Annotated in this window: 14 protein-coding genes; 7 read left to right on the plus strand and 7 right to left on the minus strand. The window is 65.8% G+C overall.

From position 1 onward, the window contains the following. Nucleotides 1-3 precede the first annotated feature (3 nt). Nucleotides 4-720: an immunity 52 family protein gene (locus F3J10_RS07675; RefSeq protein WP_167241808.1), complete on the plus strand. Its 717-nt coding sequence runs from the start codon at nucleotides 4-6 to the stop codon at nucleotides 718-720. A gap of 35 nt (nucleotides 721-755) precedes the next feature. Here F3J10_RS07675 and F3J10_RS07680 read toward each other — a convergent pair whose 3' ends face one another. Both F3J10_RS07680 and F3J10_RS07685 read right to left on the minus strand, forming a co-directional pair. Next, nucleotides 756-1,238, minus strand: coding sequence for a GNAT family N-acetyltransferase (locus tag F3J10_RS07680; protein ID WP_025097389.1), 483 nt, complete (start codon nucleotides 1,236-1,238; stop codon nucleotides 756-758). 67 nt (nucleotides 1,239-1,305) lie between these two features. Next, a complete protein-coding gene (locus F3J10_RS07685) occupies nucleotides 1,306-2,277 on the minus strand; it encodes an AraC family transcriptional regulator (RefSeq protein ID WP_166912514.1) in 972 nt (323 codons plus the stop codon). 94 nt (nucleotides 2,278-2,371) lie between these two features. Here F3J10_RS07685 and F3J10_RS07690 point away from each other — a divergent pair, with 94 nt between their 5' ends. After that, nucleotides 2,372-3,205 carry an oxidoreductase gene (locus F3J10_RS07690; RefSeq protein ID WP_103693321.1) on the plus strand — a complete coding sequence of 278 codons (834 nt, stop codon included), beginning with the start codon at nucleotides 2,372-2,374 and terminating at the stop codon, nucleotides 3,203-3,205. A gap of 38 nt (nucleotides 3,206-3,243) precedes the next feature. Here the strand turns inward: F3J10_RS07690 and F3J10_RS07695 are convergent, their stop codons facing one another. Continuing rightward, nucleotides 3,244-3,612 carry a cupin domain-containing protein gene (locus F3J10_RS07695; RefSeq protein WP_240155463.1) on the minus strand — a complete coding sequence of 123 codons (369 nt, stop codon included), beginning with the start codon at nucleotides 3,610-3,612 and terminating at the stop codon, nucleotides 3,244-3,246. A 44-nt stretch (nucleotides 3,613-3,656) separates the two neighbouring features. Beyond that, nucleotides 3,657-4,775, minus strand: a complete 1,119-nt coding sequence (gene ampC, locus F3J10_RS07700; protein ID WP_345791194.1) for a class C beta-lactamase — start codon at nucleotides 4,773-4,775, stop codon at nucleotides 3,657-3,659. A gap of 179 nt (nucleotides 4,776-4,954) precedes the next feature. On the opposite strand from ampC, the gene F3J10_RS07705 reads away from it, so the two are divergent. Further along, nucleotides 4,955-5,836 (plus strand): LysR family transcriptional regulator, encoded by an 882-nt coding sequence (locus F3J10_RS07705; RefSeq protein WP_096751930.1) that lies wholly within the window; start codon nucleotides 4,955-4,957, stop codon nucleotides 5,834-5,836. A 21-nt stretch (nucleotides 5,837-5,857) separates the two neighbouring features. Here F3J10_RS07705 and F3J10_RS07710 read toward each other — a convergent pair whose 3' ends face one another. Next, on the minus strand, nucleotides 5,858-6,745 hold the full coding sequence (locus F3J10_RS07710; protein WP_167241811.1) for an NmrA family NAD(P)-binding protein: 888 nt from the start codon (nucleotides 6,743-6,745) through the stop codon (nucleotides 5,858-5,860). A 175-nt stretch (nucleotides 6,746-6,920) separates the two neighbouring features. On the opposite strand from F3J10_RS07710, the gene F3J10_RS07715 reads away from it, so the two are divergent. The 3 genes from F3J10_RS07715 to F3J10_RS07725 all read left to right on the plus strand — a co-directional run bounded on the left by F3J10_RS07715 (nucleotide 6,921) and on the right by F3J10_RS07725 (nucleotide 8,948). Continuing rightward, complete coding sequence (locus tag F3J10_RS07715) at nucleotides 6,921-7,799, plus strand: AraC family transcriptional regulator (RefSeq protein WP_167241833.1); 879 nt, start codon at nucleotides 6,921-6,923, stop codon at nucleotides 7,797-7,799. Between the two features lie 96 nt (nucleotides 7,800-7,895). Beyond that, nucleotides 7,896-8,534, plus strand: coding sequence for an isochorismatase family protein (locus F3J10_RS07720; protein WP_167241812.1), 639 nt, complete (start codon nucleotides 7,896-7,898; stop codon nucleotides 8,532-8,534). 21 nt (nucleotides 8,535-8,555) lie between these two features. After that, complete coding sequence (locus F3J10_RS07725; RefSeq protein WP_167232772.1) at nucleotides 8,556-8,948, plus strand: nuclear transport factor 2 family protein; 393 nt, start codon at nucleotides 8,556-8,558, stop codon at nucleotides 8,946-8,948. A 48-nt stretch (nucleotides 8,949-8,996) separates the two neighbouring features. Here the strand turns inward: F3J10_RS07725 and F3J10_RS07730 are convergent, their stop codons facing one another. Continuing rightward, a complete protein-coding gene (locus F3J10_RS07730) occupies nucleotides 8,997-10,130 on the minus strand; it encodes an NAD(P)/FAD-dependent oxidoreductase (RefSeq protein ID WP_167241813.1) in 1,134 nt (377 codons plus the stop codon). A 105-nt stretch (nucleotides 10,131-10,235) separates the two neighbouring features. Between F3J10_RS07730 and F3J10_RS07735 the strand changes: the two genes are divergently transcribed. Next, on the plus strand, nucleotides 10,236-10,916 hold the full coding sequence (locus tag F3J10_RS07735; RefSeq protein WP_167241814.1) for a TetR family transcriptional regulator: 681 nt from the start codon (nucleotides 10,236-10,238) through the stop codon (nucleotides 10,914-10,916). A 72-nt stretch (nucleotides 10,917-10,988) separates the two neighbouring features. Here F3J10_RS07735 and F3J10_RS07740 read toward each other — a convergent pair whose 3' ends face one another. Then, nucleotides 10,989-12,347: an MFS transporter gene (locus F3J10_RS07740; RefSeq protein ID WP_036032420.1), complete on the minus strand. Its 1,359-nt coding sequence runs from the start codon at nucleotides 12,345-12,347 to the stop codon at nucleotides 10,989-10,991. Nucleotides 12,348-12,542: the final 195 nt, after the last annotated feature.

Below are 12,542 nucleotides of genomic sequence, written 5' to 3' on the forward strand. Positions count from 1 at the left end.
CCCATGAACATCATCGCCAGCTTTCGCGATCCGTCACTCCTGGCAGACGACTTCGCGGGCATGCTTGCGCGAATTTCACCTATCGCCGCAAAACTTGCCAGCTACGACTCATCCCTTCGCCCAGAGAACTGGCGCCTGAAAGGAGACACGCTGGAAGAAGCGATGCTCTACCAGGTTTACGACGCCAATGGCGAGGCGACGCCCGCAGCCCTGGCGGTGCTTCGCGAGGCATTTCGCGGCGAGCACGCCTTCACCTATGCCGCCTTATGGGATGGAAACAGGGACGCCAGCAAGGGCGCCTCGATTTCCTGCCACATCGCCGACAAAACCATTCCCGATAGGCTGTCGATCAATATTCGCGGGCCAGCATGGCAAGACTATCGGGCGGTTGCGGATCTCGTCGCGAAAATCGTCGAGGTTTTCGGGCCGCTGCTCGTCGACGTGTCCGATGAGAAATACGTGCTCAAGCAAGTTTTCGACGACAAACCCGGCGTTGGCTGGATGCTCTACTTGCCGCACCGAATCACCACGCAACAGGTCCCCGAAGCAAGGGCGCTCATTCCCATCCCCTCCGCCGGCCGCAAGCAAACCGGCACGATCATCGTCAGCGTCGTGGATGAAGTGTTCTCAGCCGACAATCCCGAGCATGTCGAGATCGCGAACCGCATCGAGATTCGACTCGTCGACCACGACCTGCTGCCGACCTATCTCAGCTTATAAGCGCTCTCACCGCGCCCCGATCGACGACGCAAATCTCACGCAGACACAGCCAACGCGCGAATCTCATCCCCCTCGAGCCGATATCGAACCCACTCGCTTTGCGGTTTGGCGCCAAGCGCCTTGTAGAAAACGATAGCCGGCTCGTTCCAATCCAGCACGCTCCATTCGAAGCGCCCGCAGCCCTTCTCGATCGCAATCCCCGCAAGATGCTGCAGCATCCGCTTGCCGGCGCCATGGCCTCGCGCGTCGGGCGAAATATACAGATCCTCCAGGTACAGCCCCGCTTTCGCCTGCCACGTCGAATACGAGAAGAAATACACGGCGAAGCCGATCGCCTTGCCATCGAGCTCGCAGATCAACGCCTTCGCGGGCGATTGCGGACCGAACAGCGATGTCTCGATACTTTCGACAGTCGCCTCGACCTTGTCTTCCGCCTTTTCATAAATGGCGAGTTCGGTGATGAAGCGCAGGATGAGTGCCGCGTCGTCGACGCCGGCGGTTCGGATATTCAGCGACATGAGATCGGGTTCCAGGCAGGCAATGAAGTCACAAGCCAAGGATGGTAGTCGATACCGCCGCGTCGATTCAATGCGACGACACATAAACCGCGCCCTCGAACGGCTCGGGAATCGCGAAGCTCTCGCGCATCCGCCGCGTTTCGGCCGCCGGCGTGGCACCGAACAGCCGTTTGAATTCGCGGCTGAACTGGGAGGCGCTCGTGTAGCCCACCGCGTGCCCCGCCGCTTCCGCGGTCAGGTCCTGGCGAAGCATCAGCAGGCGAGCCTGGTGCAAACGCGTGGACTTCAGGTACTGCATCGGCGAAACCTGCGTGATCGCCTTGAAGTGGCTGTGAAAACTCGGCGTGCTCATGCCGGCCTCGCCGGCCAGTTGCGCGACGTCCAGCGGCTGCGCATAAGCGGCGTGGATCAGGCGCAGCGAACGCCCGATCCGGCCGAACTGCCCGCGCATCGCCAGCGCCTCGCGCATCGACGCGCCTTGCGCCCCGGTCAGCACCCGGAAATACAGCTCGCGCAACAGGCCCGGCCCCAGCACCGCCGCTTCGAGCGGACGATGCATCGCCTCCAGGAAACGCAGCACGGAAGCCTGCATGGCGTCGTCCATCGGCGTCGACATCATGCTTTGCGGAGCGCGCACCGGCTCGGCCGTGCCTTCGCGATCGATCTGCGCCGCCAGTTCGGCGGCCACCGTGAAATCGAGGTGCAGGTAGAGCGCGAGCAAGGGGCGCTCCGGCGTCGCCTCGGTTTCCATGCTGAACGGCACCGGCACGGACACGGCCAGGTAATGCTGCTCGTCATACAGATACAACTGCTCGCCGAAGTAACCGCGCTTGCGCCCCTGGCAGACGATCACGATGCCCGGGTCGTACAGCACCGGCGTGCGTGACAGCGCCCGGTTCGAACGCAGGATGCGCACGCTCGGCAAGGCGGTGAGGTTGTAGCCCTCGTCGGGAGCCAGGTCCCGCAGCAAGGCAACCATGCGTTTGCGGTCGCGGGCGGAAAGCTCCGTGGGTTCTGCAGGGTTGCGCGTCATGCTCATAGTTTTAGGCAATAAAAATAGCGGAATCCGGCTTATCCGGCGCCGCTTGCCAGACTAGTATGCATGCTCCTATCGACATTCGGGAGTCCCTTCGATGGCATCCAGCAAAATTCTGCTCATCACCGGCGTCAGCAGCGGATTCGGCCGCGCGCTCGCGCGGGAAGCCCTGGCGGCGGGCCACACGGTGGTCGGCACGGTCAGGAGCGACGAGGCCAGGCGCGATTTCGAGTCGCTGTCGCCGGGCGCCGCCGTCGCGCGCGTGCTCGACGTGACCGACTTCGACGCCATCGACGGCGTCGTCGCCGAGATCGAGGCGAAGGTCGGTCCGATCGACGTGCTGGTCAACAACGCCGGCTATGGACACGAAGGCGTGATGGAGGAGTCGCCGCTGTCGGACCTGCGCCGGCAGTTCGACGTGAACGTGTTCGGCGCGGTGGCGATGATGAAGGCGGTGCTGCCGTTCATGCGCGAGCGCCGCCATGGCCACATCGTGAACATCACCTCGATGGGCGGCTATATCACCATGCCGGGCATCACCTACTACTGCGGCAGCAAGTTCGCGCTGGAGGGCATTTCGGAGGCGCTCGGCAAGGAAGTGCACGCCTTGGGCATCGCCGTGACCGCCGTTGCGCCGGGCTCGTTCCGCACCGACTGGGCCGGCCGCTCGATGGCGCGCACGCCGCGCTCGATCGCCGACTACGACGCGATCTTCGATCCGATCCGCCAGGCGCGCGAGGAAAAGAGCGGCAAGCAGCTGGGCGACCCGGTCAAGGCGGCGCGCGCGATGCTGGTGGCGATCGACGCCGAGCAGCCGCCGGCGCATCTGCTGCTGGGCAGCGATGCGCTCGGCTTGGTGCGTAGCAAGTTGTCGGCGATGGAAGAGGAGATCGGTGCCTGGGAAGGCGTGACGGTCTCGACCGATGGTTGAAGACAGACGAAGCGCGCGATCCATCGCGCGCTTCGCCCTCAATCCGGCGCCGGGAGATTGAAGGGCTTGCCCGGCGTATGCACCCAGGCCGCGACGACCTTTGCTCCTGTCGGGCCGGCCGTCGTCACGTGCACGACATCGGCCGGCAGTTGGAAGGTTTCGCCGGCGCGGAATCGCCTGGGCAGCTGCCCATCGACACGCACCGTCACCTCGCCCTCGAGCACGTAGCAGAGCTCCGGTCCGCTCGCCTTGTGACGCGGCTTGCTCGCGTTGGGCGGGAACACGGCCACGCCCATTCCCATCTCGCGATCGGTGTCCGGCACGGGAACGCGTTGCAGCACGACCGTTTCCCGGGCCTCGGGAGGCGCCGCGTCGGCCGCCTGCAACATCACCAGCGCCGCGAGCATCGACACGCCGTGGCGGATGTGCCTCGTCGTTGCGCTTCGCATGATTATTGCCCCGCTCCATCGAGCGCGGCCAGGATCCGGTACGCGGCGGCAACGCGGTCCTCGATCGGATAGCTGCGATTCGCGAGGATCACGATGCCCATCCGCTTGGCGGGCACGAACGCGACATAGCTCGAGAAGCCGTTGGTGGAGCCCGTCTTGTTGATCCAGACATCATCCCGCGGCGCCTCGGGCGGACGGATTTCCGTCACCTTCATGCCCTTGAAGATCATCGCCGGGCCGTTGCCGGTCAGCAGCGTCTTCAGCGCGACCGGATAGGGATACTGCTCCCAGATCAGGTCCTGCGTCATGGGCCCGGCCTGGAAGTAGCCGGTATGCGTCTGCGTCACCGCGCGTTGCAGCGACGCTTCGAGCGGGATCAGCTTCATGTTGCCCTGCATGAAGTGCAGCAGGTCGCCGGCCGTCGACTTGACGCCATAGGCCTCCCGTCCCACCACCTCCATCTTCATGCGGATCGGCTTGCCCGCAGCCGTATAACCTTGCGCGTAATCGGCCTCGCGCGCGGCCGGCACGTCGATGAAGGTGTTCTTCAGCCCCAGGCCCGGAAACAGCCGCCCTTCCATCAGGCTGGTGGAATCCTGCTGCAGGCGGTTCGCGGTCAGGACGCCCAGGGTCCCGATGCTGATGTTCGAGTAGGTGCGAAAGGTGCCCGGTGCATGAGCGGCATGCCAGTGCTTCAGGTAGCTGATCAGCTCGGCTTCGTCGTGGACGTCGTCAGGCACCTGGATGGGCAGGCCGCCGGCCGTATGCGTGCCGAGATCGAGCAGGCGCACCTTGCCGAAATCGCTGCCGCTCAGCGGCGGCAGATAGGTTTCCACCTTGTCGCTGAGCGACAGCTGCTTGTCGACCTCGGCCAGCGATGCCAGCGTGGCCGTGAAGGTCTTGGATACCGAGCCGAGCTCGAACAGCGTCGCGTTCGTGACGGGCCGACCGCTTTCCTTCGACGCCACGCCGTAGTTGAAGACGTGCGCCTTGCCGTCCACCACCACGCCCACCGCCATGCCCGGGATCTGCTTCTCCGTCATAAGCGGACGTATGGTCTCGTCCACTACGGCCTGGACGCGATTGGCGGCCGCGAAGGCCGTGTCGGCGATACCGAGCATCGCGCCCGCGGCGCAGAACAGAACCGCCTGGGTCATGGCGGGCATCATCTTGCTGAACTTCATCGTGTGGCGTCCTTATCGAAAGCTGGGCCTGGAGAGCCGCCACTATCGCGGTTTCGGGGCCAGGCGACAAACGATGATAAATTGTCCATTGCCCTAGAAAAACTTATGACACCCTCATGCGCCCCAATTTGCCCCTGAACGCGCTGCGCGCCTTCGAATCCTCGTCGCGGCACCTGAGCTTCACGCGCGCCGCGCAGGAACTGAACGTCACCCAGGCCGCCGTCAGCCAGCAGGTTCGCGCGCTGGAGGAACGGCTCGGCGTCAGCCTGTTCAAGCGCCTGCCGCGCGGCCTGGCAGTGACCGACGAAGGGCTCGCGCTGCGTCCCGTGCTCAGCGATGCCTTCGACCGCATCGAATCCGTGCTGCGGCAGTTCGAGGGCGGACACTTCCACGAGGTGCTGACGGTAGGCGCCGTGGGCACCTTCGCGGTGGGATGGCTGATGCCTCGGCTGCGGTCCTTCCATGCGCTGCATCCCTTCGTCGAGCTGCGCCTGATGACGAACAACAACCTGGTCGACCTGGCCGCCGAAGGCCTCGATTGCGCGATCCGCTTCGGCGACGGCAACTGGCCCGGCACGCGCGCGCAGAAGCTGTTCGACGCGCCGCTCTCGCTGCTGTGCGCGCCGGACATCGCGCAGCGCCTGCGGGTGCCCGCCGATCTCGTCGGGGAAACGCTGCTGCGCTCCTATCGCGCCGACGACTGGATGAACTGGTTCGCGAAGGCGGGGCTCGCGCCGATGCCGGCGCGAGGTGCCGTGTTCGACTCGTCGCGATTGATGGTCGAGGCGGCAACGCAAGGCGCCGGCGTGGCGCTCGCGCCCGCCTCGATGTTCGCGCGAGACCTCGCCACGGGGCGCCTGGTGCGGCCGTTCGATATCGAAGTGCAAGCGGGCAGCTACTGGCTCATCCGGCAGAAAGGGAAGCCGGCCACGCCCGCCATGCAGTTGTTCAACCAGTGGATCGTGAAGCAGGCCGAGGAGGAAGGCTCGGCCGCATGAGGGCAAGCCGAGATGCTAGCGTCATCGCCCATTGGCCGAAGCCACGATCGCGGCGATCGCCGTATCCAGCGACGTGGTGCCGAATGCGCGCTCGCCGGCATCCGCCTCGACGTCGATGCGTCCCGCGTTGTGCGTATCGAACAGGTCGATGATCAGTTGCGCGTGCTGTTCGCTCGCACCGCCCTGGGCGAGGACCGACGCCCATTGATCCCGAGGCAGCGCCAGCGCCTTGACGGGACGGCCGCTGGCCTTCTCGATCGACTTTGCGACATCGTTCGCGGTGACGCGTGCCGGCCCCTCGATGCTCACGATGCGCGTTGCCGCGGCGCTCGGCCCATCGCTCAGGAGGCGCGCCGAAACCACGCCGACATCGCCCGCCGAGATGGTCGGGAAGCGCTTGTCGACGGGATCGTGGAAACTCGGCAGCGCGCCGCTCGACAAGGCCACCGGCAACACACGCGCCCAATTCTGCATATGCTCCGCCGAGCGCAACAGCGTGAGCCTGGGCGACACATCCCGCAAGGCTGCCTCGAGATGATGGAACAGCTTCGTGATGCCGGTATCGGCGTCGAGCTCGGCGCCGTAATCGGACAAGGCCAGCACGTGCAGATGGCGATGCGCGGCCAGCACGCGAGCGGTGACGTCGATGGTCTTGCGCATCGTGTCGGCTGGGCGCGCATCGTCCCGTGGCAGCGGAACCAGCACCTGAACGGCCTGCGCGCCGTCCAGCGCACGATCGAGTGCTGACTGATCGTGCAGATCGGCGAGCACCACCTCGCAGCCGATGCTCGCCAGCGCGGCGCCTTGCGCCGCATCGCGCACCACGGCCCGCACCGGCAGCGATGCCTGCCGCAATGCCGTCGCCGTGGTTTGTCCGACTTTTCCCGCCGCGCCAAGGATCACGTACATCGTTCGACTCCTGTTTCATTGGGGAGGAACCGAGCGTATCGCGGCATCACGGGCGATTCGCGCAGGAACGGATGATGATCAGCAGGAATGGATGACGGCCGCGCGGCGCGGCGGCAGGCGAGCCGCCGGGGATCGATGCATAATGCGCGAAACCGTGGCTGCCGAGGTGCCAACCGTGAATGCGATCAACCCTGCCGAGAGATTCCAGGCCGGTGCGCGCGAGCGCCTGCTGTCGAGCGACCGGCTCGGTTGGTCTGGCTTCGGCGCCGAGCTGGTCGGCATCGGCGCGGGCGTGCATCGCGTGCCGGCGGCGGCCGAGCATCGCGTCGGTATGCATATCGGCGCGCCGGTGAGCGCGCATTGCCGCTGCGACGGCCGCCGATCCTCGCGCATCCAGAGCCAGGGCGACGTCGACGTGATTCCGGCCGGCCTCGACGGCCAATGGGCCGACGATGCAAGCTGCACGATCCTGCGGATCGCCTTCACCGAGGAATTCGCGCAACGCACGCTGTCGCGGCTCGATCGACGCGGCGCCGTCGCGCGGATTGCGCCGCGTCTTCAGTGGCGCGATCCGCGTTTCCAGCATCTCGCCTGGGCCCTGCGCGCGGAACTCGAAGCGCCGTTTGCGTCCGACGCGCTTTATGCGGAAAGCCTGGGCGTGGCGATGATCATCCGGCTCGCGGATGGAGATGACGACTTAGCTTCGCGATCGACCAAGCCAGCCTTGAACCGAAGCGCTGCGATGCGCGTGGTCGACTATATCGATGCGCATCTCGACCGGAGCCTGACGCTCGCCGAGCTGGCCGAGGTCGCGGGGCTCAGCGTGCCGCATTTCAAACTCTTGTTCCGGCGGACGTTCGGAACGCCCGTGCATCGATTCGTGGTGGAGAAGCGCGTCGAGCGCGCGAAGCGTCTGCTTCTACAAGGCAAGCTTCCGGTCAGCCAGATCGCGCTCGATTGCGGCTTCGCGCATGCGAGCCATATGGCGCACTGGATGAAGCGCATGCTGGGGGTGACGCCCAGGGAGATCCTCAAGGATATCCAGCAAGCGTGAACCGGCAGCGGCACGAGCCGTTTGCGCCGTCATGTTCCTGAATGCTTGAGGCAGTAGACTCACGCGATCCGACCGACACGGTCACACGGAGACTCCATGCAACGCATTCGACATGCCTTGTGCGCACTCGCCCTTGCCCTGCCCTTCTGCGGCGCGGCGCAAGCCGACATCATCGATTCGTGGAAGTCGGTTCCGACGCCCCCGCCGCCGGCGCTGAAGTCGGTTTCCGTCACCGATCCCGCTCACACCGCGCTCCTGCTGCTCGATTTCGATGTCAGCACCTGCAACGAGAAGGAGCGCCCCGATTGCGCCGCCTCGCTGCCGGCCGTCGCCGGCCTGCTGGAGAAAGCGCGCCACGCGAACCTGATGACCGTCTATACGCTGACCAGCACCGGCACGCTCGCCGCGGTACCGCCAGCCATTGCCGCCAAGGGCGACGAGAAGGTCGTGCAATCCGGCGTGGACAAATTCCTCAACACCGATCTCGAGGCCGCCCTGAAAGCGAAGGGGATTCAGACCGTGATCATCGCCGGCACGGTGGCGCACGGCGCCGTGCTGTTTACCGCGAGCGAGGCGGCGCTGCGCGGCTTCAAGGTCGTGGTGGCAGTGGACGGCATGTCGAGCAAGGAATCGTTCGGAGAACTCTCGACGGCCTGGGTCCTGGCCAATGCGCCGGCCAATGTGAGCAAGAACATCACGCTGTCGCGCTCGGGCATGATCGGGTTTCCTCACTAGGCGATCCCGCGATCTCAGCTCATGACAGACGCTCCCGGTAACGCGCTCGATATCGTCCAGGAATTCTGGCGCTTGATGGCGACCAACGACTTTCACACTGTGGCAGCCGTTCTTGCCGAGGATTTCATCCTCGACTGGCCTCAGTCGAAGGAACGAATCCGCGGCGCCCGAAATTTCGCGGAACTCAACCAGGCTTACCCCGCGCAAGGCACCTGGGTGTTCAGGATCAATCGTATCGTCGCGAATGGCGGCGACGCCGTGTCGGACGTATCGGTCACGGATGGCACGGTGAGTGCAAGAGCGATCTCGTTTTTCACGGTGAAAGACGGAAAGATCTCGCACATCGTGGAATTCTGGCCCGAGCCTTATGAAGCCCCGTTCGATCGAACCCGGTTCGTCGAGCAACTTGAATGAACCCTGCGGCGCGGTCGCATCCAGCCCGACTAGCGCCCCCGTTTAACGTCAAACCGGCTGATTGTCGGTAAAGAAATCCACCAGGCTCCAGGGCGCCTCGGCGCCGAGGCAGATCTCGGTGAGCATCGGTTCCGCCTGCTCCGCCTCGGCCGCGCTGCGCGGGAACAACTCCCTTTCATACGCCGCCAGCGCCGCCTCGATATCGTCCGGGCTCGCGGCAATCGCCTGCGCCAGCAGCGCGCCATCGAACATCGCCAGGTTCGCGCCCTCGCCCGAAGGGATCATCAGATGCGCCGCGTCGCCCAGCAGGGTCACACCCGGCACGCGATCCCAGCGATGCGCGCTCGGCAGCGAATACAGCGGCCGTGCCACCGGCGCCGAATCACCTGCCGTGATCAGGGCCGTCAATGCCGGCGCCCAGCCCTCGAATTCACCGGCAACGACAGCCCGCGCCGCCGCCGAATCGGAGAAATCGATCGCATCGATCCACTCGCGAGGTTTGTTCAAGGCCACATAGGCATGCAACACCCCCGCCGGTTCGCGATGCGCGAAGATGCCCCGGCCCGGCGCCAGCGCGAACAGCGCGCCGCCGCCCACGGCTTCCGCGCTCGCCGGATGGCGCGCATCGCTATCGTGCAGGTAGGTTTCGACGAAGCTCGTGCCCGTGTACTCCGGCTTCGCGTCCGACAGCAGCGCACGCACCCTGGACCACGCGCCGTCGGCACCCACCAGCAGGTCACAGCTCGCCTCCGTGCCGTTGACGAAGCGCATCCGATGCCGGCCGCCATCAATCGGCACCACCTCGCTCAGCTTGTGCCCCCATCTCACCGCGCCTTCCGGCAACGACTCCAGCAGGATCCGTCGCAACTCGCCGCGCAGCACTTCCGGGCGCCCGCCCGTGCCGTCATCGGCTCGCTCGTACAGCAGCACGCCATCCTTGTCGAACACGCGCGAGGCCTGCCCGCCGGGATGGATCAGCGCCACAAAGGCCTCATATAGCCCCGCCGCACGGAGCGCGACCTGCCCGTTGTGCTCGTGGATATCGAGCATGCCGCCCTGCTTGCGCGCCTCGGCCGATACATCGGCCTCGTAAACCGTCGCGGCGATGCCGTGGACATGCAGCACCCGCGCCAGCACCAGGCCGCCCAGCCCTGCTCCGATGATTGCAATGGAAGTCGTCATCCTGACCCTCGTTGATTCGCGACAACAGGCTCATCATGAACCGTCGCATGGAACGTCATTCCATGGCAATCTTGGAACAACATTCCATAGAGGTCAAGATCCGGCATGGCCACCCAGTCACGCAGCCCGCAGCGACGCGAATCCTCGTTGTCGCGAGAACAGATCATCGAGGCGTCGATCGAGATCCTCGACAATGCCGGGGAAAGCGGCCTGACCTTCCGCGCGCTGTCGCAGCACCTGGCCACCGGGCCGGGCGCGATCTACTGGCACGTCGACAACAAGCACGACCTGCTGAGCGCCGCCTGCGATGCCATCCTGGCCGGCGCGATGGCGCCGCCCTCGCGCCGCGTCTCGCCGAAAACGGCGATCCGCACACTCGCGCTGAGCCTGTTCGACACGATCGACGCGCATCCCTGGATCGGCTCGGCGCTCAACCGCGTGCCGGGCCAGTTGCCGATGGTTCGCATGCTGGAGCGCATCGGCCAGCAGGTTCGCGCGCTGGAGGTGCCCGAACGCGCGCTGTGGAGCACCGTCCAGGCGCTGCTGAGCTACATCCTCGGCGTGAGCGCGCAGAACGCGGCGAACGCGCGGATCGCGCAGGAGCTGGACGTCGAGCGCGCCAGCTTCCTCGACGAGATCGCCACCGCCTGGTCCGAGCTGGATCCCGACACCTTCCCCTTCACCCGCAGCCTGGCCAAGCAAATGCGCACGCACGACGATCGCGAGGATTTCCTGGCCGGCATCGACCTGATCCTCGCCGGCATCGAGACGAAACGGGCACGCTGAGCCTTTCCCCGAAGCCATGCAAAAAGGCCTGCTCATCGAGCAGGCCTTCGTCCTTGCATGCGCAAGCAGGCATCAGTGCCCGAGCGATTCGATCTTCTCGCCGCCCGGCGCCGCCTGTTGCGGCCGCACGCTCTGCTTGACCAGCAACGCGACGCAGGACACCAGCCCCGCCACCGCGATGGTCGCGAACACGTTCGCGAACGAGACGTGCCGCGCGGCCAGCTCCGCCACCAGGAACGAGCCGGCGATGCCGCCGAAGCGCCCGATCCCGAGCATCCAGGCCACGCCGGTGCCCCGCCCGGCGGTCGGGTAGAAGGCCGCAGCCAGCGCCGGCAACGAGGACTGCGCGGTATTCATCAGCACGCCGGCCAGGAACACGATCAGCACCAGCGCGCCGACATTGCCGGCCGCCTGCCCGATGAAGTAGACGCTCACGGCCGTCAGCGCGTAGCAGACGGCCACCACGCGATTCGCATTGAAGCGGTCCATCAGCACGCCGCTCAGCACGGCGCCCACGCCGCCGAGGGGGAACAGCGCCGAGATCAGCGTGGCCGTCTTCGGCGCGAGCCCGGCATCCTTGAGCAGGATCGGCATCCAGTTGATCGAGGCGTAGAAGATCACCAGGCCCATGAAGTAGGCGATCCACAGCATCACCGAGCCGACGATGTACTGGCGCGACAGCACCACCGCCGCGCCCTTGCCGCCGGTTTGCGGCGCCGTCTCCGTCATCACGAAGGAGCCGGCCTGCATCGCCGTGGCCGAGACGCGCGCCAGCGTCTCGCGAATCCGCTCGAGCGGCTTGCCGGTCGCCACCATGAAGCGCACCGATTCCGGCATCTGCGCCAGCAGCGCGACCACCAGCACCAGCGGCGCGATCCCGCCCAGCATCAGCACGCTGCGCCAGCCGAACTGCGGGATCATCCAGGCCGCCAGGAAACCGCCGAACGCGGCGCCGAGCGGGAAGCCGCAGAACATCAGATTGATCACGGTGGCGCGGCGCTTGTCGGGGCAGAACTCGCCCATCATGGTGACCGCGTTCGGCATCGCCGCGCCCAGGCCGACGCCCGTCACGAAGCGCAGCGTGGTCAGCTCGCCGATGCTCGACGAGAACGCCGAGCCCAGGCAGGCCACACCGAACAGCAGCACCGAGCCGATCAGCAGCGCGCGCCGCCCGAGCCGGTCCGACAAGGGCCCCGAGGCCAGTGCCCCGCAGGCCAGGCCGAACAGCGCCGCGCTCAGCACCGGCGCCAGATCGGGCTTGCTCAGGTGCCACTCCGACAGCAGCGAGGGCGCGATGAAGCCGATCGCCGCGGTATCGAAACCATCCAGCAGCACGATCACGAAGCACATCAGGAAGATGAGCCATTGGAACGCGCCGAACGGCTGTTCGTTGATGAACGTCTGCACGTTCACGACGGGGCTACGACTCATCGCAAGTCTCCTGCGGCGGTGGGCGGACTGCGCCGCCTCGGTCACGTTGATCGGTTCGACATGGCGATAAATTCGCCTGACGAACAATGGTTCCAAAGTTGAACACTGTAGTGTTGCAACGCAAGATCGGTCAACGCGGGGTACTACCAATGCCAATCGTCATCATGCAGAAAGCCCCTTGTCGGCTTCGGCCGG

Origin of the sequence: Burkholderia sp. Cy-637, from assembly GCF_011753175.1 — a bacterium.
In the GTDB taxonomy this organism is placed as follows: Bacteria; Pseudomonadota; Gammaproteobacteria; order Burkholderiales; family Burkholderiaceae; genus Burkholderia; species Burkholderia gladioli.